We start from the raw sequence: 23,112 nt of genomic DNA on the forward strand, positions 1-23,112 counted from the left end.
GGTGGCCGGCGGCACCGGCACCGCTCCGGCCTCCCCAGCAAACCGCTCGTCGCCGACGCGCTGGCCCGGTGACCGCGATCGCGTTTGGTCAGCGCGCACGCCAGCGGGTGCAATAGGCGCATGGGATTTCTGAGTACCGCGAGCCTGTTCGCCGCCACCCTGACCACCGGCCTGACCGCCGGGCTGTTCGCCGCCTTCGCGTACGCGGTCATGCCGGGCCTGGCTCGCACCGACGATCGGACGCTGGTGCTCGCCATGCGGCGGATCAACGAGTCGATCCTCAACGGATGGTTCGCGGTGTGCTTCGGGGGTGCGCTGCTGTTCACGCTGCTGGCGGCGGTGGCGCACCTGCAGGCCGGGCGTCGGGCGTTGCTGCCGTGGATCGTCGCGGCGCTGCTGCTGTACCTGGTGGTGCTCGGCGTCACCGCCGTGGTCAACGTGCCACTCAACAACGTGTTGGCCCGCGCCGACGACGTCGACGGCGCCACCGACCTCGCGGCCCTGCGGGCGCGCTTCGAGGTCACCTGGGTACGCGGCAACGTGGTCCGTGCCGTCGCGTCGACAGGCGCCTTCGGGTTGCTGGCGTGGGCGCTGGTGGCCGAGGGTCGGCTGGCCGGCTGAGCCGGGCTGGTGACCGGCCGGGCCGACTCTGGCTCAGTCGGTCGTCTCGGCTGTGCCGGCCCGCTGGAACGCGCGGGCAAGTTGGGCGAGGTCGAAGCCCTCGAAGTGCTGGAGGAACCGGCGGCGTACGGCAGCCAGGTGACTGGGCCAGGATTCCTCCAGACGCGTGAAGCCCGCGTCGGTGAGGACGGCGTTCCAGCCGCGCGCGTCCTCCGCGCACCGCTCACGCCGGACCAGGCCCTGCGTCTCCAGCCGGATGATCGTGCGGGTCATGCCGCTGAGCGAGAGGTGGCAGAGCGCGGCTAGCTCGTTCATGCGCATTCGCCGCTCCGGTGTCTCGGAGAGGTTCATCAACGCGGTGTACTCGGTCAGTGGTAGCTGACGGTCACCGACCATGTCCGCGTCGATGGCGCGGGGCAGGACGTGCATGACCTGGCCCAGGGCGCGGACCAGGGATTCCTCATCAGGGGTGAGAGGTTGAGGAGTCGCTGCGGAGGGGTTGGACATCCTCTTATCATACTTGTTTGACTGAGCAAGTGCTTACCCTCCGTGTGACTACGCCCATACTGCAGGTATTTGCTTGACCAATCAATCACCAGTAGCGTTCCCGCCGTCAGGCAAGGACCTCTGAAAGGCGCCACACATGACCAGGATCGGGATCATCCTCGGAAGCACCCGCCCGGGGCGTAACGGCGAGGCCGTCGCCCGCTGGGTGCTCGAGATCGCCAAGCAGCGCTCCGACGCGGAGTACGAGCTGATCGACCTGCTCGACTACCAGCTGCCGCACCTCGACGAGGCGTACCCGCCCTCGATGGGCCAGTACACCCAGCCGCACACCAAGCGGTGGGCCGAGACAATCGCGTCGTTCGACGGGTTCGTCATGGTCACCCCCGAGTACAACCACTCGACCTCGGGCGCCCTGAAGAACGCGATCGACTTCCTCTACGCCGAGTGGAACAACAAGGCCGTCGGCTTCGTCAGCTACGGCTCGGTCGGCGGAACGCGCGCCGTGGAGCACCTGCGTCTGATCTCCGGCGAGCTGCAGATGGCCGACGTGCGCGCACAGGTCGCGCTGTCGCTCTTCACCGACTTCGAGAACTTCAGCGTCTTCAAGCCCAACCAGTTCCACCAGGACTCGCTGACCGCCACGCTCGACCAGGTGGTCGCCTGGAGCACCGCGCTCGCTCCGCTGCGCAAGGGCTGAGCGTTCCCCGGAAACGGCCGTGGGGGACCCCACGGCCGTTTCCGCGCGTTCCGGCATACGGCGCTGGTCAGGCACGCTCTGCGTCGCCGAGCAGCTCCAGCGAGAGCTGCCAGAGTCGCGCCGCCGCGAGGAGCAGTTCCGGGAAGCGGGCTTCGTCCCGGACATCGTTCAGGAGGAGGCCGGCGTGCAGAGCCTCCTCGGCCTGGTCGCCGCCGGCGTCGGCGTCACCCGGCTCGCCTGCTCGGCGGCCAGCCTGCGCCGTACCGGCGTGGTGTTCGTCCCGCTGACCAGCGCCCACGCGTACACCGAGATGGTGTGGTTGGCCGGCAACACCGCGCCCGCGTTGCGCCGGTTCCTGGACGTGGTCACCGAGCTCGCGGCGACGACCGACCTCACCAGCGCCGGCTGACGGTGCGCCGGCCCGCTCAGCGTGTCCCGAGGTGGTGGGCGGTGCCGTCGGCGACGGCTCGCAGCTTGTCGGGGTTGGCGACGTTGTGGATGGTGGTGATGCGGCCGTCGGCGTCGATGTCGAAGGAGACGGTGGCGATCACCCGGCCGGCGCCGCTGAACACCAGCCCCGGCCCGCCGTTGATCTCGACCAGGACGGCGCGCATGTCGTGCGGCGTAACGCCCTGGTAGGTGACGGTGCCGATGGCCGCGAACCAGGCGGCCACCGTCTCCGCGCCCCTGATGGGACGCAGCGCCTGGCGGACCTTACCGCCACCGTCGGTCCACAACGTGACGTCCGGAGACAGCAGTTCCAACAGGGTGTTGATGTCGCCACCTGTCGAGGCGGCGAGGAATCGCTCGGTGACCCCGCGCTGCTGCGACCGGTCGGCGGTGAAGCGTGGCCGCTGGCCCCGCACATGCTCACGAGCACGGTGAGCGGTCTGGCGGACCGCCGCCTCGGAGCGTTCCACCGCCACCGCGATCTCCGCGTGACTGAAGTCGAAGACCTCGCGCAGGACGAACACGGCACGCTCGAGCGGACTGAGCGTCTCCAGCACCACAAGCATCGCCACCGACACGGACTCCGCGTCGGTGACGACGTCGGCGGCGTCCCCATCGGTCAGGACGGGCTCGGGCAACCACGGCCCCAGATAGGTTTCGCGTTGGTGCCGGGCCGAGCGCAGGCGCTGCATCGCCAGGTTCGACACGATGCGGGCGAGGTACGCCTTCGGGTCGGCGACCTGGGAGCGGTCTGCCGATGACCATCTGATCCAGGCGTCCTGCACCGCGTCCTCGGCATCGGCGGCGCTGCCGAGGATGCGGTAGGCCACCGAGAACAGCAGGTTGCGATGACCGTGGAACACCTGCTCGTCGGCGTCCGGTGGGTGCGTCACCGTGCGTCCCGCAGGCGGGTGAAGCGGCCGCCGCGCGGCCAGAACGCACCGGAGGAGGGCAGCCGCGACATGCGGCGGTAGGTCGGCCAGGGCGACGCGCTCACGGTCTCCTTGTACCAGACCGCCAGCCGCCCGGTCAGACACCCGCGGCGAGGGCTGTCGTCGGGCCGGGTGAACTGCACGACCGCGTCGTTTCGGCCCAGGCTCACCGGCGTGTGGTAGTAACCGAAGCGGAACGGTCGGGGTTGCCTGTTCCGCAGCGTGCGGGCGATCGACACCGCCGCGTGCACACCGGTCGGCATGCCGCTCTGGCAGGTGCCGTGCAGCACCCCGTAGCCCTGCCGGATCGCGGCCGCATCGCCGATCGCGTACACCTCGGAGTGCGACACCGACCGCAACGCGGGGTCGGTGACGACGCGACCGCGTTCGTCGACGGTCAACCCGGCGGCGGCCGCCAGCGGCGCCACCCGGGTACCACAGGTCCAGAGGACGACGTCAGCCGCCAAGGTCTGCACACCGGCCAGTTCGACGCCGTCGGGCTTTACCCGCGTGACCGCGGTTCCGGTGACCACCTGGACACCGAGGCGGGTCAGTGCGGCCCGCAGGTACGCCTGGGCCTTCGTGTTCATGCTCGCCCCGGGATCCTGCTGGCCCACGAGCGTGACGTCGAGCTCCGGGTGCCGCTCCGCGATCTCCGCGGCCGCCTCGACACCTGTCAACCCGCTTCCGACGACGACGACCGTGCCGGTGCCGAGCCGTGCCAGCCGGTCCGCCAGCGTGGTCGCGCCACCCGGACTGTCCAGGGCGTACGCGTGGTCCTCGACGCCCGGGACCGCCGCCGTGTCGGTCACGCTGCCCAACGCGTAGACCAGGGTGTCGTAGCGCAGCACCCGGCTGTCGTCGACGCGGACGGTCCTCGCGTGGGCGTCGACCGCCGTCACCCAGCCGCGCACGAACTGCGCGCCCGTCCCCGCCAGCAGGTCGGCGATGTTCAGCTCGGCGAGCCGCTGCCCGGTCGCCGTCATGTGCAGCCGGAGGCGCTCGGTGAAGCGCTCCTGCGCGTTGACCACTGTCACCTGCACGTCGGCCCGTCTGGTACGTGCGGCGAGCTGGGTCGCCGCGGCCATGCCCGCGTAGCCCGCGCCCAGAATCAGAACGCGGTGCGGGCCCGCCGGAACCTGCCGATGCGATGTGCTCATTGTTTCGCCTCTCTGATCGAACTGACGACCACGAGATGCGTGCCGCCCGTTGGTTCGTGACATGGCGGGGATGTGACCCCCGCCACGGCCAGCGTCGGAGGGGCGCGTTCACTACCCTTGGCGCGATGAGCCGATCTGCCACCGCTGGTCGGGCTCCGCTCTGGCGGGACCGGACCTTCGGCACGTACTGGGTCGCGCAGTCGCTCTCGGCGGCGGGCGACTCGTTCGCCTACCTGGCGGTGCCGCTGCTGGTGCTCCAGGCGACCGGGTCGGTGGCGCAGATGGGCCTGCTCACCGCCGTCGCGGGCGCGGCGTCCGTCGTCGCCGGGATCTTCGGTGGGGTGCTGGTCGACAGGTACGACCGCCGCACCCTGATGATCGTGGCCGATCTGATCCGGTTGGTGCTCTACGGCCTGGTGCCACTGGCGTGGCTCGCCGGCCCGCAGGTCTGGCTGCTCTTCGTCGTGCTGCCGATCTGCGAGGCGGCCGGCATGCTGTTCCAGGTCGCCGCGGTGACCGCGGTCCGCAACCTCGTCGATCGGGACCGGATCACCGAGGCCAACGGCCGGTTGCAGGCGACGTACGCGGCGGCGGCCGTCCTCGGGCCGTTGCTCGCCGGTGTGGTGGCGGCCCGCTTCGGCCCGGCGACCGCGATCGCCGTCAACGCGGCGAGCTTCGCGCTCTCGGCGGCCGGCCTGCGGCTCATCCGACTGCGCCCCGTCCAGCTGGACGAGGCGGTGGCCCGGCAGCGCCCGCTGGCCGAGTTCCTGGCCGGGGCGCGGTTCCTGTGGCGACAGCCCGTGCTGCGCGCGCTGACCGTCCTGTTGTCGGTCTTCATCTTCCTCACCTACGGCTTCGTCGACGTGCTGATCTACCACGTCACGCACGACCTCGGCGGCTCGGAGGGCACCGTCGGCACGGTGCTCGGCCTGGCGGCGTTGGGCACGGTCGCCGGCGCGCTGCTGGTGGCCCCGCTGCGCCGCCGTCGCGGCTTCGGCGCCACCTGGATCGGCGCGCACGCGATCTGCGGCTTCGCGGTGGCGGGGGTCGGCATCGCCACGAGCGTGCCGGCGGTCACCGCGCTGACCGCGGTGTACCTGTGCTGTCTCAGCGTCGGTGGGATCTGTTCGATGTCCCTGCGCCAGGAGATCACCCCTGATTACCTGCTGGGCCGGGTCACGTCGGCGTTCTGGAGCACGCACTACGCCCTCGGCCCGGCCGGCGCCGTCGTGCTGACCTGGGCCGCCGGCCGGCACGGCGCTCCGACGGTCACGCTCGTGGCGGGCGCGGGGTGCCTGCTGGTCGCGGTGGCCGGCCTCTTCACCCCGATCCGCCGCGCCGGCGCGGAGCCGGCCGCCGCGCAGCCCGGACTGCGCCCGGCCCCGGCCGGCGGCTGAGCCTCCTGGTCGATCATGGACTTGTGGTGGGCGCGTTGGGAAGGCATGCCCCTTTTGCGCGGCACCACAAGTCCATGATCGACGCGGGCGGGGCGGGGCGGGGCGGGGCGGGGCGGGGCGGGGCGGGGCTGGTCAGAACTCCTGGTACATGACGTGCAGGCCGACCCGGCCGAGGGTGGGGTGGCGGAACGCGCCCGGCACGGTGCCGAGCACCTCGAAGCCCTCCCGCCGGTACAGCCGCACCGCCGACCGGTTGCTCTCGGCCACGGCGTTGAACTGCATGCCGGCGTACCCCTGTTGGCGCGCCCAGGCCAGGGCGTCGCGGCACAGCGCGGTGCCCACGCCCCGACCCCGGGCGTCGGCGGCGACCATGAAACTCGCCGTGGACACGTGCGCGCCCGGCCCGGGCCGGTTGGTGCCCATCTTCGCGGTGCCGAGTACCCGGTCGCCGTCGACCGCCACGACGGTCCGCCCCGGCGCGGCCTCGACCCACATGCCGTACGACTGCTCGGCGGTCATCGCCGGGTCGTAGGGGAAGGTCTCCTGTGCCCGGATCACCTCCTCGATGATCTGCCACACCTGCGACCAGTCCCGCTCGACGAACTCCCGAATCAGCACGCAGGGCAGGCTACGAGCGGTGGCCCGCGCCGGCAACGGAGATTTGGTTCAGCGAGCGCCGAGGGCCGCCAGCTCCTCGTCGAGCAGGGCCGCCAACCGGGCGTGCCGCCCGGGATGGCTGCGTGCGCTCATCCCGCGACTGGGCATCTCCACAGTCATCAGCAGGTACAGGTGCAACCGGTAGAGACCGAGCCGGCGGCGTGCCGACGCGTCCAGCACCAGCGGTTCGGGTGCGGCGGCCTGGTAGCCGCGCAGCACGGGGTGCTCCGGCTCGTCCTCGACGCGTCGGAAGATCAGCGGGGACACCAGGTCCAGTAGCGGGTCGCCGTAGAGGAACCGCTCGCCGTCCACCAGGCCACAGAGCCGCAGCCGGCCGTCCCGGTCGGGTGCGGCCAGCAGGTTGCCGTCCCAGCAGTCGAAGTGCAGCAACGCCGGGCGGCGGACCTCGTCGAGCACGTCGGCGTGCCGCCCCACCAGCGCGCGCAGGCGATCCGCGGTCACCGGTAGTCGGACGTCCCAGTCGGCCGCGTCGGCCAGGAGCGCGTCGAGCATCGCCGTGAACGCCGCCCGCCAGGTCGGCCCGCCGGCCCGGTCGCCGTCGTACCCGAACCGCTCACCTGTCACCCGGTGCACCGCGGCGAGGGCCACCCCGAGGTCGTGGCGCGCCGCGCAGTCGTCGACCGCGACACCGCCCTCGGCCAGGTCGGACAGCGGGCGGCCGGGCAGCATCGCGGTGACCAACCACTCGCCGTACGCCGGGTCGGCGCCGCGCCAGAGCACCGGGGGTACGGGCACCTGCGGCGCCCGCTCCGCGACGAGCCGAAAGTACCGCTCCTCGGCGGCGCAGAGCCCGCGTTCGTAGCGCAGCAGCGGCGTTCCGGCCGGCGGAGCCAGCTTCAGCACCACTCGACGGTCGTCGTCGAGCAGCGCCCACCAGACCGTCGCGTACCCACCGCCGGCCAGCGGACCAGCCTCCCGGACCCGGGTGCGTGGCCCGAACGACGCGCCCACCAGGTACGCCACATCGGCGCGGGTGAGGGGCCGCTGGGTCGGGCTGGCAGCGGTCACGACGTGGTGTCACCTCGCCGTGCCCGTGGCGCGGAACCCGCGGTGGCGCGGGTGGGCCGTGGGACGGGGCCGGCCGTGTCGCGGCGGACCAGCTCGGCGGGGAGCACCTCGACCCGGGGCGTCGGGGCCCCCACGCCGAGCACCAGGGACATCGCCCGCACACCCATGTCGACAAGGGGCAGTCGTACGGTGCTCAACGCCGGGGTCACGTCCCGGGCGATAGGCATGTCGTCGAAACCCAGCACCGAGATCTGCTGCGGCACGGCCAGCCCCCGCGCGCGCAGGGTGGCGAGCGCGCCGATGGCCATCGAGTCGTTGAGCGCCACGATCGCGGTCAGCTCCGGGTCGGCGTCGAGCAGTCGGGCGGTGGCCTCGGCGCCGCCGTCACGGTCGAACTCCGCGTACCGGATGCGCCGTTCGGGCAGCTCGCGACCCTGCTCGGTGAGGGCCTGCCGGAGCCCGGCCAGCCGGTCGGTCGTGGTGGTCAGGATGCGCGGGCCGGCGACCACGCCGATCGCCCGGTGCCCCAGACCGCACAGCTCCCGCCCGGCGAGGTAGCCGCCGGTCCGGTTGTCCGGCATCACCGCGTCGCCGGAGTGCTCGTGCCGGCCGATCACCGCCACCCGCCCGCCGGTGGCCTCGTACGCGGCCAGCTTCTCGTTGAGCTGCCGGGTGAACGCCTCGTCGTGGTAGCCCGAACCGGCCAGGATCAGCGCCGCCACCTGGTGACCACGCAGCAGCTCCACGTACTCCAACTCGCGGTCCGGGTCCCGGTAGCTGTTGCAGATCATCAGCAGCCGGCCCTGGTCGGTGGCGACCCGTTGCAGCCCTCGGGTGATCTCGGCGAAGTACGGGTCGGAGACGTCGTGCACGATCACGCCGACCGCGCTGCGGTGCGAGCGGGCCAGCAGTTGGGCGTGCGCGTTCGGCACGTACTGCAACTCGGCGACGGCGGCGAGCACCCGTTCGCGCAGCTCGTCGGTGACCGGCTTGCTGCTGCCGTTGATGACGCGGGAGGCGGTGGCGGGTGAGACGCCCGCTCGACGGGCCACATCGGACAGGGTCGCCATGGCCCGCCCCCTCGATCTGTTGACGGCGTTTCGTCGTGCCGGCTAGCGTCACCGTACCGCAGAGAAAGCCCTTTCCCGCAGGGAGGCCTGGCCGTGTCCGACGACACCGACGAGTACTTCGATGCCTGATCGGCCGGCACCGTTGCCCGGCGGGATCGGGGTGTCCCGCCTGCGCGTCTACGACACCGTGGCCTCGGACGGCCTGGTCGGCGGCACGCCGCACGTGCATCTGTGCTGCACCGAGGGGTACGTGGTGACCGACGGCGAGGGCGCGGTGCAGACCCTGACCACTGCCGGATTCCGGGAGACGCCGCTGCGGCCGGGGGTGGTGGTCTGGTTCGAGCCGGGCACCGCGCACCGCCTGGTCAACGGGGGCGGGCTGGCCATCGTGGTGCTCATGCAGAACAGCGGCCTGCCCGAGGCCGGTGACGCGGTGCTGACCTTCCCATCCGAGGTGCTGGCCGACCCGGCCGCGTACGCCGCGGCGGCGGCGCTGCCCGACGGGGGAGCGCCGGGCGCGGACGTGCGCGCCGCGTACCGCAGGCGGGATCTGGCGGTGACCGGCTTTCAGGCGCTGCGAGCCGGCGGGCCGGCGGCGCTGGCCGCGTTCCACGCCGCCGCGATCGCCTTGCGTCAGCCGTTGCTGGCGCGGTGGCGGCAGCGGTGGGAGACCGGCGCGGGCCGCGCCGCCGCCGACACCGCCGCGCAGCTCGACGCGCTGGAGCGGGGTGATCCGGGGCACCTGGGCGACGCCGGGGTGTACGCGGTGGACGAGCCGGTCGAGCGCGGCCGGCTGGGGATGTGCGGCCTCCTCGACACGTACCCCACGGCCCACTGACGACGCGGATCCCACCGTCGGTCCAGGTTGGAACGTTGAGTGATCCACTCGGTTTCACGAAAGTCGCGGTGTCCGGCGGTCGCTGACGGCCCGGTTTTCAGGAAGCCGAGTCGATCTCGGAGCGGCCGGCGCCTGCTGTGCCGGCAATCGACGAATAGATCGAGGAAAGGCCTTGCCCGGCGTGGGGGTGCCGCCTACGCTCCAGGAAAGCGTTTGCCTGATCCGCTGACCGGCCCGGCCCTGTGCGCCGAGTCGGGCCCCGAGGAGGTTCCGCGTGACCGAGAACTCTTTGGACACGGCGGGCCGGCAGGCCGCCGCCGGCGGGGCGAGCGGTGCGCGGGCAGCCGCCTCCACACCGGGCAGCGTCGATACGCCGGACGCCATCGGCGCGAATTCGTCCACGATGGTGGGTCCGCCACCCGGTGGCGGCCGCCCTCCACGCCCGACATTAGGTCACCGGGCGGTGGTCTTCGCCGACTCGCTCTGGCGTCCGGCGCTGGTGCTGGCGGTCTTCGTCGTCGCCTGGTGGTTCGTGGCGGCCCGGGAGTACGTCCCGAACTACCTGGTGCCCACGCCCGGCCAGGTCTGGGAGACGATGACCACCCAGTGGTCCGAGTTGGCCCGGCACACCCTGGTCACCCTCTACGAGACGGTGCTCGGCTTCGTGCTGGCCGCCGCGTTGGGCCTGGTCACCGCGGTCGCCATCGCCTACTCCCGCACCCTGGACAAGGCGCTCTACCCGATCGTCCTGTTCGCACAGGTCATCCCGAAGATCGCCATCGCGCCGCTGCTGGTGGTCTGGTTCGGCCTCGGTCTCACTCCGAAGATCATCCTGGCGGTGCTCATCGCGTTCTTCCCGGTGGTCATCTCCGGGGTGGCCGGGCTGCGCTCCACCGACCCGGAGCTGCTCGATCTCGCCGCCACGATGGGTGCCGGGCCGTGGCGCACCTTCCGCAAGATCCGCTTTCCGAACGCGTTGCCGCACCTGATGGCCGGCCTGAAGGTGGCCGTCACCCTCGCCGTGGTCGGCGCCGTGGTCGGCGAGTTCGTCGGCGCCAGTGAAGGGCTCGGCTACGTCCTGTTGTTGGCCAACGGCAACCTCGATGCTCCGCTGCTGTTCGCCGACCTGATCCTGATGTCCGCCATCGGCATCGTCCTGTTCGTCCTGGTCGAGATCGCCGAGGCGCTGCTCATTCCGTGGCACGCCAGCCGCCGGGCCGGCGTGTCCCTCACCACCTCCTGACCGACCCCATCACGGAGGCACCGATGAAACGCACCGCCACCACCATCCTGGCCACCGCCGCCCTGCTCGTCGCCGCCACCGGCTGCGGCGGGGACGACTCCACCGGCAAGACTGGCGCCGACGGCAGCAAGCAGGTCACCCTCACCCTCAACTGGGTGCCCTACGGCGAGCACGCGCCCTTCTACTACGGCCTGCAGAAGGGCTACTACTCCGCCGAGGGCATCGACCTGAAGGTGCTGCCCGGCAACGGCTCGGGCAACACGGTCAAGCAGGTCGCGCAGAAGCAGACCGACTTCGGCTGGGCGGACAGCCCGGTGCTGCTCAAGTCGGTGGCCAGTGGGATGCCGGTGCGTAGCCTCGGCGCGTACCTGGAGAAGGGGCCCTCCTCGGTGGAGTTCTTCACCGAGGAGAACATCAAGACGCCGGCCGACCTCAAGGGCAAGACCGTCGGCGGCACCCCCGGCGACGCCCTCTACGCGACCTTCCCGGCCTGGCTGGAGAAGAACGGCGTCAAGAAGGACGACGTCAAGCTGGTAAACGTCGACGCCGCCGGCAAGATCGCCGCACTGGCCGAGGGCAAGGTCGACGCCATCATGGGCTTCTTCCACGACCAGGCGCCCACCATCGAGAGCAAGACCGGCAAGAAGGTCGACGTGCTGCTCTTCGCCGACTACGGGATGAACCTGCTCGGCACCGGTCTGATCGCCAACACCCAGACCCTGCAGAAGGACCCGGAGCTGGTCCGCAAGTTCGTCCGGGCCACCCAGAAGTCCTGGGCCGACGCCGCCCGGGACCCGGCCGGCGCGGTCAACGCGATGGCGGCCCTGGCCGAGAACGAGCCGGCGCCCGAGGTCCTCACCAAGCAGCTGACGCTCAACCTGGCGCTGATCGGCGCGGACGGCCCACCCGGGGTGAACACCGAAGCCCAGTGGACCGAGACCATCGAGCTGATGTCCCGCTACGCCGAGCTGAAGGACCCGGGGGCGCCCAACGCGTACTGGGACTCCTCGTACGCGGCGCAGGGGTGACCCGGTGACCGCCGCGCCGGCAGCCACCGGCACCGCCATCGGGATGTCCGGGCTGACCGTCCGGTTCACCACCCGACGGTCGCAGACCACCGCGTTGGACGACGTGTCGCTGGACATCGAGCCGGGCGAGTTCGTCACGATCGTCGGGCCGTCCGGCTGTGGCAAGTCCACCCTCCTGAAGATCGTCGCGGGGTTGGTCAAGCCGACCAGCGGCGAGGTGTCGCTGCTGGACCGCCCGGTTCGGGGCCCGCAGAAGGAGATCGGCTTCGTCTTCCAGAAGGCCGCCTTGCTGGAGTGGCGCGGCGCCCGAGCCAACATCCTGCTCCAGGCCGAGATGCGCGGCATGGACCGGGCGCTGGCGGCCCGCCGCGCCGACGAGCTGATCGAGATGACCGGCCTGACCGGCTTCGAGAAGGCGCTGCCACACGAGCTGTCCGGCGGCATGCAGCAGCGGGTGGCGCTCTGCCGCGCGCTGCTGCACTCCCCGCCGGTGCTGCTCATGGACGAACCGTTCGGCGCCCTGGACGCGCTGACCCGGGAGCAGATGAACGCCGAACTGCACCGGATCTGGCGGGAGACCGGGACGACCGTGGTGCTGGTCACCCACTCCATCGCTGAGGCGGTCTTCCTCGGCACCCGGGTCGTGGTGATGAGTCCCCGGCCCGGTCGGATCATCCGCACCTGCACGGTCGAGCTGCCGGCGCACCGCGACTACGCGCAGGTGATGTCGGATCCCCGCTTCGACCGGCTCGCCACCGACCTGCGTGGGTTGCTCGGCAGCGCGGCCGCCAACCACTGAGCGCGGATCGGCACGACCAGCACGACGGAAGGAACACCATGACCCGCAGGTCGATCGGCATCATCGTCAACGGCGTGACCGGACGGATGGGCTACCGGCAGCACCTCGTCCGGTCACTGCTGGCCATCCGCGAATCCGGAGGTGTGGCGTTGGCCGACGGCACCACCATCTGGCCGGAACCGGTCCTGGTCGGACGCAACGAGACGAAGCTCCGGGAGCTTGCCGAACGGCACGGGCTGACCGACTGGACCACCGACCTGACCTCGGCGCTGGCCCGCGACGACGTCGAGATCTACTTCGACGCGCAGGTCACCCAGCAGCGGGAGAAGGCGATCCGGCAGGCCATCGAGGCCGGCAAGCACATCTACACCGAGAAGCCCCTGGCCGAGGACACCGCAGCGGCGCTCGACCTGGCCCGGGCGGCGGACGCGGCCGGCGTACGGACCGGTGTCGTGCAGGACAAGCTCTTCCTGCCCGGCCTGCGCAAGCTCAAGCGCCTCATCGACGGCGGCTTCTTCGGCCGGATCCTCTCGGTGCGCGGCGAGTTCGGGTACTGGGTCTTCGAGGGTGACTGGCAGCCCGCTCAGCGGCCGTCGTGGAACTACCGGGCCGAGGACGGCGGCGGCATCGTCGTCGACATGTTCCCGCACTGGCACTACGTGCTGGAGGAGCTGTTCGGCCGCGTTACGGCCGTCTCCTGCGTGACCGCCACCCACGTGCCCGAACGGGTCGACGAGGCCGGTCACGCGTACGCGGCCACCGCCGACGACGCCGCGTACGGCATCTTCGAACTCGACGGTGGGGTGATCGCGCAGATCAACTCGTCGTGGACGGTACGGGTCCACCGCGACGAGCTGGTGGAGTTCCAGGTCGACGGCACCGAGGGCAGTGCGATCGCCGGCCTGCGCAACTGCCGCGTGCAGCACCGGGCGGTCACCCCGAAGCCGGTGTGGAACCCGGACCTGCCGGTCACCGAGGACTTCCGGGCCCAGTGGGCCGAGGTGCCCGACAACGAGGAGTTCGACAACGGCTTCAAGGTGCAGTGGGAGGCGTACCTGCGGCACGTCGTGGCCGGTGAGCCGTTCCGGTGGGACTTCCTGGCCGGCGCGCGCGGGGTGCAGCTCGCCGAGTTGGGGTTGCGCTCGGCCCGCGAGGGCGGTCGCATCGAGGTGCCGGAGCTTCGCCCGTGAGTGCGAGGAGTGAGCCGGGGTTGCGAGCCCCGCAGTCGCGAACGAAAGGTGGATCAGTGACCGCCGAGGTCGTGCTGCCCGGTGGGCGGCGGCACCGGCTGGCCTCAGGGAGCGGGTTCGCCCGGCCGGCCGCCCCCTTGACCAGCCGGATCGCGTACGCCGCCGCGCACGTGGTCGCCGACCCGGGTGCGGAGAACGTGCCGGGCGCCCCGGCGGCGGTGGACTGGGACACCACGCTCGCGTTTCGTCGGCACCTCTGGTCGTACGGGCTGGGGGTCGCCGAGGCGATGGACACCGCCCAGCGGGGGATGGGGCTGGACTATCCGGCCACCCGGGAGTTGATCCGCCGCAGCGCCGCCGAGGCTCGGGCGGTCGGTGGGCGGATCGTCGCCGGGGTCGGCACCGACCAGCTGCCGCCCGGTCCGGCCACGCTGGCCGCGGTCCGGGCCGCGTACATCGAGCAGCTCGACGACGTACGCGCCGCCGGCGCACAGCCGGTGTTGATGTGCAGCCGGCACCTGGCCGCCGCGGCGCGCGGTCCGGAGGACTACCTCCGGGTGTACGACGACCTGCTGACCGCCGCCGAGGGGCCGGTGGTGCTGCACTGGCTGGGCCCGATGTTCGACCTGGCGTTGACCGGCTACTGGGGTGCGGTCGACCTGGACCTGGCCGCCGACACGGTCGTCGAGCTGATCAAGGGCCACCAGTCCAAGGTGGACGGCATCAAGGTGTCGCTGCTGGACGCCGGCCGCGAGGTGGCGCTGCGCCGCCGACTACCAGCCGGGGTACGCCTCTACACCGGCGACGACTTCCACTACCCGGAGCTGATCCGGGGTGACGAGGTGGGGCACTCCGACGCGCTGCTCGGGGTGTTCGCGGCCATCGCGCCGGCCGCCGCCGCCGCGCTGGCCGCCCTCGACCGGGGCGATCTGGCGGCGTACGACGAGATCTTCGCGCCGACCGTGCCGCTGGCCCGGCACCTGTTCGCGGCCCCGACCTGGCACTACAAGACGGGGATCGTCTTCCTGGCCTGGCTGGCCGGGCACCAGGACCATTTCACGATGGTCGGCGGCGCACAGTCCGGTCGGTCCGCGGCGCACCTGGCGACCCTGCTCACCCTGGCCGACGCGGCCGGGCTGCTGCCCGACGCCGACCTGGCCGCCGCCCGCGCCCGGGCGCTGTTCACGGTCGCCGGTGTTCGGCAGTGACCGGGCTGCGCCGGTTCTCGTTCAATCAGGCGACCGCCCAGCGGTGGCCGCTGCCCGACGTGGTGGCCGGGTGTGTGGTCGCCGGCGTCCCGGGCATCGGGTTGTGGCGGGAGCCCGTCGCCGAACACGGCCTGGCCCGGTCGGCGAGGCTGGTCCGCGAGGCCGGCCTCACCGTCACCTCGCTGTGTCGCGGCGGCTTCTTCGGGGCCGACGACTGGCGGTCGGAGAATCTGCGCGCCATCGAGGAGGCGGCCACCCTCGGCGCACCGGAGCTGGTGCTGGTCTCCGGCGGGTTGCCGCCCGGTAGCCGGGACATCGACGGCGCCCGCCGTCAGGTCGCCGACGCGATCGGTGAGCTGGCCCCGTACGCGGCGGCAGCCGGGGTGCGGCTGGCGATCGAGCCACTGCACCCGATGTTCGCCGCCGACCGGTGCGTGATCGCCACCCTCGGTCAGGCGCTGGACATCGCCGAGCTGTTCGACCCGACGGTCGTCGGTGTGGTGGTCGACGCGTACCACGTGTGGTGGGACGACACCGTGTACGCGCAGATCGAGCGGGCCGGCCCACGGATCGCCGCGTTCCAGGTCTGTGACTGGGTGACGCCGCTGCCGGAGGGGGTGCTCCTCGGGCGGGCGCTGCCCGGCGACGGCTGCATCGAGCTGCGCCGGCTGCGCGAGGCGGTGGACGCGGCCGGGTACGTCGGCCCGATCGAGGTGGAGGTCTTCTCCGCCGAGGTGTGGGCGCGTACCGGCGCGGAGGTGCTGGACGCGGCGATCGCCGGCTACCTGGATCACGTTGTCTGACCGTCTCCCCGACGTCGGCCCGAGCCGGTCCCCGGTGGACCTGGCCGGTGGGCGGTGGCCGGCGGCGGTCGGGGCCTGGCTGGGCATCGGCACCGCGCCGGCCACCCTGGTGTTGGGCGCGGCGATGGCTGCCCGGCACGGCGGCGCGGTGCCGGTGGCCGGGCTGCTGGTCGGCGCGGCACTGATGGCGGCACTGCTCTGGGGGCAGGGCCGGATCGGTCTGCGCCGGCCGCTCGGCGACGGTGGGACGCTGACCGCGGTGCTGCCCGCGTACCTGGGCAACACCTCGCGGCTGCTGCTGGCGGCTGTGTTGACCGTGTCGATGATCGGCTGGAACGGGTTCAACGTCGGGCTCGGCGGGGCCTCCCTGGCCGCGTTGACGCACCTGCCGGGCTGGGCCGGGCCGGCCCTGCTGGAGGTCGCGGTCCTCGCCGTCTCGTGGGGGTCGGCCCGGCTCGGCAACCGGGTCGCGGTGTTCACCACACTGAGCGCCGTGGTCCTGGTCGGCTGGTGCCTGACCGTGCTGCCGCCACCCGCCGCACCGGTCCGCCTCGCCGGTGGCGGGCTCGCCGACGCCGCCGCGTTGATCGGGTACGCGGCCGTGTTCGCGCTGCGTGCACCGGACTTCAGCGTCGGTCTGGCCCGGCGGCGGGACCTGGCCTGGTGTGTGGGGCTGCTGATCGGTCCGGCGCTGCTCGGTGTGCTCGCCGGTGCCGGCCTGTGGCTGCGGACCGGCTCAGCCGACGTGGTCGCGCTGCTGGCCAGCGGCTCGGGGCTGGCCGCGTACGCGAATCTGTTCGTCGCGGTGGCGGTCTTCGCCGCGGCGCTGACCACCACGTACTCCGGGGCGTTGGCGGTGCGCGGCCTCGCACCGCGGGTGCCGGCCCGAGCGGCGATGCTCGCCGTCGCGGTGCTCGGCGGGATGCTGGCGGTGGCCCGCTTCGACCGTCTGGTGCTGCCCTGGCTCACCCTGCTGGCCGCCGCGCTGCCGGTGCTGGTGGTGCCGATGGCGACCGAGGCCGCCGCCCGTCGACGCGGTCGCTTGCCACGGACCGTGCCCGCCTGGTGCTGGGTGCCGCCGGCGCTGCTGGCGGTCGCCTGCACGCTCGCCGGGGTCGGCGTCGCGCCGCTGCTCGGGCTGGCCCTCGCCGGGGCGTGCACCGTGCTCTGGCGGCGTCATGGAGTCGGCGTCTAGCGCTGGGTCACGTCAAGCACGATGACGGTGACGTTGTCGTGCCCGCCCTGGCCCACCGCCAGGTCGATGAGCTGGTCGGCAACTTCTCCGGGACTCTTGTCGGAAGCGAGCGTGGCCCGTATCTGCTCGTGGGGCACCTAGGAACTCAGACCGTCCGAGCACAACAGGATTCGGTCACCGGGAGAGAGTTGGAGGGGCGTCAGGTCGGGCGACCGGCCGTCGTCACGGCCATCGAGGAAGCGGGTCAGCCTCTCGCCCAGATTCGGCACGTTGCCGGCGTTGGCGACGAGATGTTCGTAGGTGTGATGCTCGCTGATCTGGAGCCCTTCCGATCGAACACCCTGGAAGACTTCACCAGGTTCTTCGGCCCCATGCTGGATCTGGACATCGCGAAGGTCAGACAAGATTCTTGAACACGCACCTCTGGCCTCTCCGCAACCTGCCCAGATCCTCAGGCAGGGCGCAGCCTCAGGAATCGCTAGCAGCTCCGGAGGACGCGCTCCACGTCCGCGCCCGCATGGACGACCACGGCGTCGGCGCGGAGTTGCTCGGGAAGGTGGTGCCGCTGGCCTTCGTGCGCGAGCACGGTGGGGCAGCCAGGCGGAAGCACAACAGCATCGGCGAGCCCGATGAACCTGACAAGCAGGTCGAGAACGGCGCCTGCGGAGAAGTGGCTGATCATGAGACTGCCGAGGGCATTGTCGGCAAGGGCGGCATAGATGTCTGCGGTGCCGCCGTGGTCGGCGCTGATGTGCCAGTAGGTGCTTGCCAGGACTACCCTCATCGGCGTGCCTGCTGAGGGTCTTCCGTTGCCCCCCGCGTTCGGAGCGGTCACGGCCTGGGCTGGTACCGGGCGGGTGGTGCGTGCTACCGAGCTGGACGTGGCGACGTGGTGGCTTCCCGAGCCGCAGAAGGCCGCGCTGGTCTCCTGTGGTGTACCGCTGTTCGATGACCTCGTTGGTGCGGTGTCATTCGAGGCAGGGCCGACGATGTACCGGTTGGCGAACTCCGACGACCCGCGCTGGATGTACGGTGCCGCGCCGGAAACCGGTGAGGTGCACATATGGTCGCCGGACGGCAGCGCCGGGTTCGTCAACTCAACGATCATCCACTGGCTGTGTTCGCTGCATCTGGTTGGTAGCTGGCTGACCAGCTCAACCGTCATCCACCGCTGGGACGAAGACGGACAGGCCGAAGAGCAGGCGCTCGCGGAGATCGCCGACCTGTTGGAACGGATCAGGGACCTTGACCCGCCCGCGTTCGGGGACGGCGACCATACGACCCACTTCTGGCCCGGAGTGCTCGACCGGTGGCTCTACTGAAGCCCCGCTCGGCGACAGTTGGGTGCTTGAGGACTCGCAGCGGCCAGCCGGCCGGGTCATCGTCCAGCCCGGTCCGCCGAGTCAGCGGCCAGTCCGCCGGCAGGCACAGCATCAGTTCGGCGTACGGGCTGATGCCATGGCCCTCGGGGACCGTCATCGGTAGCTCGCTCATCCCAGACGTGATGAGCGTCCGGTAGGGGCGTTCCTCGGTCGGTGCCACGACGTAGACATGCACGCCGACCGCAACCGGTTCACGGGCGCACCCAACGGGACCAGCCGACACCACTCCTCGGAAGAGCAGGGGAGTATGATCATGGCCGTGGACTGGGACCTGGTCCTACGTGGGGCAGACGTCAGCGCAGTCGCCGAGGCCCGCCTCGCTCCTCTCACTTCAGGAGGACCTCCCGTGACGGACACCGTCCTGAAGTTGGAAGACGTCACCTTCCGGCGCGGCGACAACCTCATCATCCGCGGCCTCAGCCTCACGGTCCACCGAGGCGAGCACTGGGCGCTCCTGGGCCCGAACGGCGCTGGCAAGAGCACGCTGCTCAATCTCTGTGGAGCATGGGTCCATCCCACCTCCGGGGTAGTCCGGGTGCTCGGGCAGCGACTCGGGCGGGTGGAGTTGCAGGCGCTGCGGCGCGACATCGGCCACGTCGATCCCCGCCACCCGCTCCGGTCGCCGCTCTCGGTGCGGGAGGTCGTCCTGACCGGCATCACCGGCACGATCGAGACGCCCATGCGGTGGGCACCCGCGGCGGAACAGGTCGAGAAGGCCGAATCGCTCATCGCCTCGGTCGGCCTGGCGCACCGCCGCACCGCGGCGTGGCCCGTCCTGTCTCAAGGAGAACGAGGGCGTGTCCTCATCGCCCGCGCCCTGGCCGGTGACCCGCGGCTCCTCCTGCTCGACGAGCCGACCACGGGTCTCGACGTCGCCGCCCGCGAGCAACTTCTGGAGACGATCGCGCAGGTGGTCAGCGCGACTCCCGACCTCGCGTCGGTCATCGTCACCCATCATCTGGAGGAGCTGCCCGCGACGACCACGCACGCGCTGCTCATCTCCGACGGTCGCGCCGTTGCCAGTGGTCGAGCCGAAGCCGCCATCACGTCCGATGCGATCTCCCGGGCCTTCAAGCACCCCATCGAGGTCCAACGCACTGCCGGGCGATGGCACGCGAGAGCACGCGCGTCAGGCGTGAGCCTGGGCCACGTCGCCCGGTAACGCTCAGGCGGTAACGCTCGGGCCGGCCTGGGGCGGGCCCGGACGACGACTGGCGGCGTTGCGGTTCGTCCGGATACGACACCGAGAGCGCCGTACGACTTCCTCCTCTACTGGAGCAGCGGCGACCTGCAACCGATGATGAAGCCCGCGGGCGACCGCCTGCGCTGCGTGGAATACCTGATGGGCAGCCACACCACCGCCGGGCGGATGTTCCGGCACGACCCGGCGGTCATGCTGTACGCGCCGCTCCGCACGGTGATCAGCGACGGACCCGACGGCGGCGTGCGGTTCATCATCGAGCAGCCCGCGCACCTGTCCGAATAGCCTGCGCCGCCGACATCGCCCGTACCCAGAGTGGTGCGACCTGGCGATGGTCGGCGTTCGCCATCGGGTGGTGCCGCCGGGGTGCGCACCCTGCTCGGGCGGCGTCTGGAAAAGATGATCTAGTCGCGGCTGGCAGAACGTGATCTTATACGCACCAGCGATCCGTAACACTGCCCAAACCGTTGATTAACCCTTGGCGGCTTAGGTGGGGGAGCGCTCCCATAGCGGGCCGCGATCGAGGAGAACAGCTCCACAGTGGAGCAATCGAAAGGAGCCTCGTGGCTACAAGCACGAGCGGAAACAGGCTGCGAAGACTAGCGATACCGACGTTGGTCTTCGCCCTGGTCACCGGCACAACCGGTGTTGCGGGGTCGGCGTCGGCGGCCCCCGTCGGGCCGTCGGGCAACGGCAGCGGTACGGCCGGTTACTTCACGCCCGGGAACGACAAGAAGGTCACCCTGACCGACGGGGCCGACCGTCGACCCGGCGGCAAGGACTCGGCCAGCCAGCGGGCCACGATGGACGAGACCGGTTCGGGCCAGTACATCGTCGAACTGGCCGAGGACCCCCTGACCTCGTACGCCGGTGGTGTGTCCGGGCTGGCGCGGACCCGTCCGGAGTCGGGCAACCGGCTGGACGTGACGTCCGCGCCGTCGCGGGCCTACCGCGGACACCTCGACGCGCAGCGGGCAGCCGTTGCCGCCGCCGCCGGAGTGAAGATCACCGCGGCGTACGCGACCGCGTTCAACGGTTTCTCGGCGAAGCTGACCGCACAGCAGGTGACCACCCTGAGGGCGGACAAGCGCGTCCGCGCGGTCACCGCCGCACGGGCCCTCGGCACCCCGACGCCGCCGCCCGCCGCGACGCCGACCGCCCCGCCTGCCGGTGCCCCGGCCGCCACCCCTCCGGCCGCGCCGGACCAGGCCCCGCTGGGAGGTCCCCCCGGCAAGCCGGTGAAGCCCGGCCCCGGTACGGGCGCGGGCATGGTGATCGGCGTTCTGGACACCGGCATCTGGCCGGAGAGCGCGTCGTTCGCCAAGAAGATGCCCGTACCCGCGACCTTCCACGGCACCTGCCAGACCGGTGTGGCCTTCGTGGCCGAGCACTGTAACGGCAAGATCGTCGGCGCCCGGTACTTCGCCGACACCTGGCTCGCGGGCGGCGGCTCGGTGCCCGAGGCTGAGGTGCTCTCTCCCCGCGACATGTCCGGGCACGGCACGCACACCGCCTCCACGGCGGCCGGTCTGCCGATCCCGAACGTCGAGATCGACGGTCGACGCTTCGGTCCCGTCTCCGGGGTCGCGCCGGACGCGCAGATCGCCGTCTACAAGGTGCTCTGGAGCGGCATGGGCTTCGACGCCGACATCATCGCCGGGATCGACGCCGCCGTCGCCGACGGCGTGCAGGTCCTGAACTTCTCGATCGGCAGCGACCTCGGCGACTGGGAAGCCAACACCCCCATCGGTATCGCCTTCCTCAACGCCACGCTGGCGGGAGTCTTCGTGGCGGCGTCGGCCGGCAACACCGGCATCGTGAGCGGGGCGATCAGCAACGCGGCGCCCTGGGTGACCACGGTCGGCGCGGCGGTGACGAACCTCGACGAGGCGACCGTCAAGCTGGGCGACGGCACGAAGCTCGTCGGCGGCTCACTGGACGCTCTGCCCGGTGGCGACTCGCGGCCGATGGTCTTCGGCGAGCAGGCCGGATCGCCGGACCTGGGCGCGGTGTACTGCGAACCGGGCAGCCTCGACCCTGCCAAGATCAAGGGCAAGGTGGTCGCCTGCGCGCTGTCCAACATGTTCAACTCCGCCGCCGAGATCAAGGCCAAGGGCGGGGCGGCGATGGTGGTGTTCGACCCGGTCGGCAACTACCGGATCAACTCGATCTTCAACTTCCCGGTCGTCTACCTGCCGACCGAGAAGCAGGCCGGCACGTTGTTCAACTACCTGATGCGCCACCCCACCGACGCGAAGGTGTCTCTGCGCACCGGGGGTGACGGCTCCAGCGTCCCCGGCGTACCCAGCGTCGCGGACTTCTCCTCCACCGGACCGGACAAGGTGACCCTCGGCGTCTTCAAGCCGGACCTGGTCGCGCCGGGCGCGGACATCGTCGCCGCGGTCTCACCAGCGGGCAACTTCGGGCGGCAGTACGACGCGTACTCGGGCACCTCGATGGCCTCGCCGTATGTGGCCGGCGCGGCCGCGGTGCTGCGTGCCGCGCACCCGAACTGGTCACCGGGCGCCGTCGCCTCCGCGCTGCGGACCACCGCCACCGACACGGTCGGCACCAGCAGTCCCCTGGAGCAGGGCAGCGGATTCATCAACCTGGCCGGGGCCAACGACCCGGGTCTGGTCATCGAGCCCACGGCGGCGGAGCTGACCGCCTTCAGCGAGACGGTCGCGCCGGACGGCAAGGAACTCAACCTGCCGGCCATCTCGTTGCGGGAGTACGACGGGACCCGCCCGGTGACGCTCACCCGCACCCTGACCAACGTGGGCAAGGCACGGGAGACCTACCGTTCGTCGGTGTCCGGCCTGGCCGGCATGAAGGTCGCCGTGGCACCGGAATCGGTGACGCTGGAGCCGGGTCGGTCCGCGAAGGTGACCATCACCCTGCGCCGGGGCGACGCGCCCTGGGACCGGTACGTGACCGGGTCGATCGGCTGGCGCGGCAAGGCCCACAGCGCCCGGATTCCGGTCGCCGCCCGTCCGTGGGGGATCGCGCCCCGACCGTACGCGGACGACGGGGAGGAGTTCGGCCGGATGACCAGCGGTGTGTTCGGCTCGATCCAGCCCGGCTTCACCGGACCGCTCGCCGGTCGCAGCACCGGTTACACGCCGGTGCAGCGGAGGTCGTACTCGATGCCGGCCGGCGTCTACGGCGGTGTGTTCGACCCGAGCGCCACCGGAGTGAAGAAGGTCGACTTCACGGTGCCGGCCAACACCGCCGGCATCATCGTCGAAGCCAACACCGAGGACCCGAACACGAACCTCGACCTCTACCTGTACAAGGGCGACAAGCTGATCTACAGCAGTGACAGGTACTGGACCAGCGCGGAGCAGGCGTACAAGTTCCTGCCCGAGCCGGGGCGCTACACCGCGTACGTGTTCGCACAGTATCCCGGTGGCCCGGTCGTCGACTTCCAGCTGAGCCACGCCATCGTCGGCCGGAACGCCAAGTACTCGGCCGCCACGCTGACGCTTCCATCCACGGCGGAGCGCGGTGCGACGCAAGGATTCACGCTGAAGCCGAAGAAGCCGCTGCCGGCGGGCGACTTCTGGGCCTACACCGAGTTGAGCACCAACGGCACGGCCATTCCTGGCAACCTCGTCAGCACGCAGCAGAGCGCCTGGGAGTAACCAGTAATCGCGGTGGGGCGGTGCCGATGGCACCGCCCCACCCTCGCTTGGTCACCCACGG

General features: G+C 71.4%; 25 protein-coding genes. 17 read left to right on the plus strand and 8 right to left on the minus strand.

Annotated features, from left to right (window positions below):
* The first annotated feature begins 120 nt into the window (after positions 1-120).
* Positions 121-621 carry a DUF1772 domain-containing protein gene (locus ACLQ3B_RS13440; RefSeq protein ID WP_425780613.1) on the plus strand — a complete coding sequence of 167 codons (501 nt, stop codon included), beginning with the start codon at positions 121-123 and terminating at the stop codon, positions 619-621.
* 33 nt (positions 622-654) lie between these two features.
* On the opposite strand, the gene ACLQ3B_RS13445 is transcribed toward ACLQ3B_RS13440, so the two are convergent.
* Entirely contained in the window at positions 655-1,128 is a 474-nt protein-coding gene (locus ACLQ3B_RS13445) for a MarR family winged helix-turn-helix transcriptional regulator (protein ID WP_425780614.1), read from the minus strand.
* Positions 1,129-1,264: 136 nt separating this feature from the next.
* Between ACLQ3B_RS13445 and ACLQ3B_RS13450 the strand changes: the two genes are divergently transcribed.
* Positions 1,265-1,825, plus strand: coding sequence for an NADPH-dependent FMN reductase (locus ACLQ3B_RS13450; protein ID WP_425780616.1), 561 nt, complete (start codon positions 1,265-1,267; stop codon positions 1,823-1,825).
* A 19-nt stretch (positions 1,826-1,844) separates the two neighbouring features.
* A complete protein-coding gene (locus ACLQ3B_RS13455; RefSeq protein WP_425780617.1) occupies positions 1,845-2,234 on the plus strand; it encodes a LysR substrate-binding domain-containing protein in 390 nt (129 codons plus the stop codon).
* Between the two features lie 16 nt (positions 2,235-2,250).
* Here ACLQ3B_RS13455 and ACLQ3B_RS13460 read toward each other — a convergent pair whose 3' ends face one another.
* Together ACLQ3B_RS13460 and ACLQ3B_RS13465 are read right to left on the minus strand one after the other, a co-directional pair.
* Positions 2,251-3,168, minus strand: a complete 918-nt coding sequence (locus tag ACLQ3B_RS13460; RefSeq protein ID WP_425780619.1) for an RNA polymerase sigma-70 factor — start codon at positions 3,166-3,168, stop codon at positions 2,251-2,253.
* Positions 3,165-4,367 (minus strand): NAD(P)/FAD-dependent oxidoreductase, encoded by a 1,203-nt coding sequence (locus ACLQ3B_RS13465; RefSeq protein ID WP_425780621.1) that lies wholly within the window; start codon positions 4,365-4,367, stop codon positions 3,165-3,167. Before ACLQ3B_RS13465 ends, ACLQ3B_RS13460 begins: the two co-directional genes overlap by 4 nt.
* A gap of 125 nt (positions 4,368-4,492) precedes the next feature.
* Here ACLQ3B_RS13465 and ACLQ3B_RS13470 point away from each other — a divergent pair, with 125 nt between their 5' ends.
* Positions 4,493-5,764 carry an MFS transporter gene (locus ACLQ3B_RS13470; RefSeq protein ID WP_425780623.1) on the plus strand — a complete coding sequence of 424 codons (1,272 nt, stop codon included), beginning with the start codon at positions 4,493-4,495 and terminating at the stop codon, positions 5,762-5,764.
* 132 nt (positions 5,765-5,896) lie between these two features.
* Here the strand turns inward: ACLQ3B_RS13470 and ACLQ3B_RS13475 are convergent, their stop codons facing one another.
* Genes ACLQ3B_RS13475 through ACLQ3B_RS13485 form a run of 3 tightly spaced genes read right to left on the minus strand, consistent with a single transcriptional unit; the run spans position 5,897 to position 8,520 of the window.
* A complete protein-coding gene (locus tag ACLQ3B_RS13475; protein WP_425780625.1) occupies positions 5,897-6,382 on the minus strand; it encodes a GNAT family N-acetyltransferase in 486 nt (161 codons plus the stop codon).
* Between the two features lie 48 nt (positions 6,383-6,430).
* The gene (locus ACLQ3B_RS13480; protein WP_425780627.1) at positions 6,431-7,450 is read right to left on the minus strand and encodes a phosphotransferase family protein; all 1,020 of its coding nucleotides are present in this window, start codon (positions 7,448-7,450) and stop codon (positions 6,431-6,433) included.
* Positions 7,447-8,520, minus strand: coding sequence for a LacI family DNA-binding transcriptional regulator (locus ACLQ3B_RS13485; protein WP_425780629.1), 1,074 nt, complete (start codon positions 8,518-8,520; stop codon positions 7,447-7,449). Before ACLQ3B_RS13485 ends, ACLQ3B_RS13480 begins: the two co-directional genes overlap by 4 nt.
* Before the next feature lie 121 nt (positions 8,521-8,641).
* Between ACLQ3B_RS13485 and ACLQ3B_RS13490 the strand changes: the two genes are divergently transcribed.
* From ACLQ3B_RS13490 to ACLQ3B_RS13530, 9 genes are all read left to right on the plus strand, one after another.
* Entirely contained in the window at positions 8,642-9,358 is a 717-nt protein-coding gene (locus ACLQ3B_RS13490) for a cupin domain-containing protein (protein WP_425780631.1), read from the plus strand.
* A gap of 274 nt (positions 9,359-9,632) precedes the next feature.
* Positions 9,633-10,601 carry an ABC transporter permease gene (locus ACLQ3B_RS13495; protein WP_425780633.1) on the plus strand — a complete coding sequence of 323 codons (969 nt, stop codon included), beginning with the start codon at positions 9,633-9,635 and terminating at the stop codon, positions 10,599-10,601.
* 23 nt (positions 10,602-10,624) lie between these two features.
* Positions 10,625-11,629, plus strand: coding sequence for an ABC transporter substrate-binding protein (locus ACLQ3B_RS13500; RefSeq protein ID WP_425780635.1), 1,005 nt, complete (start codon positions 10,625-10,627; stop codon positions 11,627-11,629).
* Positions 11,630-11,672: 43 nt separating this feature from the next.
* Positions 11,673-12,428, plus strand: coding sequence for an ABC transporter ATP-binding protein (locus tag ACLQ3B_RS13505; RefSeq protein ID WP_425780900.1), 756 nt, complete (start codon positions 11,673-11,675; stop codon positions 12,426-12,428).
* 38 nt (positions 12,429-12,466) lie between these two features.
* The gene (locus ACLQ3B_RS13510) at positions 12,467-13,618 is read left to right on the plus strand and encodes a Gfo/Idh/MocA family protein (RefSeq protein ID WP_425780637.1); all 1,152 of its coding nucleotides are present in this window, start codon (positions 12,467-12,469) and stop codon (positions 13,616-13,618) included.
* Positions 13,619-13,674: 56 nt separating this feature from the next.
* On the plus strand, positions 13,675-14,826 hold the full coding sequence (locus tag ACLQ3B_RS13515) for a dihydrodipicolinate synthase family protein (RefSeq protein ID WP_425780639.1): 1,152 nt from the start codon (positions 13,675-13,677) through the stop codon (positions 14,824-14,826).
* Positions 14,827-14,831: 5 nt separating this feature from the next.
* On the plus strand, positions 14,832-15,629 hold the full coding sequence (locus tag ACLQ3B_RS13520) for a sugar phosphate isomerase/epimerase family protein (protein ID WP_425780902.1): 798 nt from the start codon (positions 14,832-14,834) through the stop codon (positions 15,627-15,629).
* On the plus strand, positions 15,622-16,824 hold the full coding sequence (locus ACLQ3B_RS13525) for a hypothetical protein (RefSeq protein WP_425780641.1): 1,203 nt from the start codon (positions 15,622-15,624) through the stop codon (positions 16,822-16,824). Before ACLQ3B_RS13520 ends, ACLQ3B_RS13525 begins: the two co-directional genes overlap by 8 nt.
* Before the next feature lie 38 nt (positions 16,825-16,862).
* Positions 16,863-17,237 carry a hypothetical protein gene (locus ACLQ3B_RS13530; RefSeq protein ID WP_425780643.1) on the plus strand — a complete coding sequence of 125 codons (375 nt, stop codon included), beginning with the start codon at positions 16,863-16,865 and terminating at the stop codon, positions 17,235-17,237.
* 65 nt (positions 17,238-17,302) lie between these two features.
* Here ACLQ3B_RS13530 and ACLQ3B_RS13535 read toward each other — a convergent pair whose 3' ends face one another.
* Positions 17,303-17,608 (minus strand): hypothetical protein, encoded by a 306-nt coding sequence (locus tag ACLQ3B_RS13535; protein ID WP_425780645.1) that lies wholly within the window; start codon positions 17,606-17,608, stop codon positions 17,303-17,305.
* 4 nt (positions 17,609-17,612) lie between these two features.
* On the opposite strand from ACLQ3B_RS13535, the gene ACLQ3B_RS13540 reads away from it, so the two are divergent.
* Positions 17,613-18,146 (plus strand): SUKH-4 family immunity protein, encoded by a 534-nt coding sequence (locus ACLQ3B_RS13540; protein WP_425780647.1) that lies wholly within the window; start codon positions 17,613-17,615, stop codon positions 18,144-18,146.
* Here the strand turns inward: ACLQ3B_RS13540 and ACLQ3B_RS13545 are convergent.
* The gene (locus tag ACLQ3B_RS13545) at positions 18,061-18,432 is read right to left on the minus strand and encodes a suppressor of fused domain protein (protein WP_425780649.1); all 372 of its coding nucleotides are present in this window, start codon (positions 18,430-18,432) and stop codon (positions 18,061-18,063) included. The genes ACLQ3B_RS13540 and ACLQ3B_RS13545 overlap by 86 nt on opposite strands.
* 120 nt (positions 18,433-18,552) lie before the next feature.
* Here ACLQ3B_RS13545 and ACLQ3B_RS13550 point away from each other — a divergent pair, with 120 nt between their 5' ends.
* From ACLQ3B_RS13550 to ACLQ3B_RS13560, 3 genes are all read left to right on the plus strand, one after another.
* The gene (locus tag ACLQ3B_RS13550; protein WP_425780651.1) at positions 18,553-19,368 is read left to right on the plus strand and encodes an ABC transporter ATP-binding protein; all 816 of its coding nucleotides are present in this window, start codon (positions 18,553-18,555) and stop codon (positions 19,366-19,368) included.
* Between the two features lie 135 nt (positions 19,369-19,503).
* Positions 19,504-19,692: a hypothetical protein gene (locus tag ACLQ3B_RS13555; protein ID WP_425780653.1), complete on the plus strand. Its 189-nt coding sequence runs from the start codon at positions 19,504-19,506 to the stop codon at positions 19,690-19,692.
* 329 nt (positions 19,693-20,021) lie between these two features.
* On the plus strand, positions 20,022-23,051 hold the full coding sequence (locus tag ACLQ3B_RS13560; protein WP_425780655.1) for a S8 family serine peptidase: 3,030 nt from the start codon (positions 20,022-20,024) through the stop codon (positions 23,049-23,051).
* Positions 23,052-23,112: the final 61 nt, after the last annotated feature.

The sequence above is a fragment of the Micromonospora sp. DT53 genome (assembly GCF_049841535.1).
In the GTDB taxonomy this organism is placed as follows: domain Bacteria; phylum Actinomycetota; class Actinomycetes; order Mycobacteriales; family Micromonosporaceae; genus Micromonospora.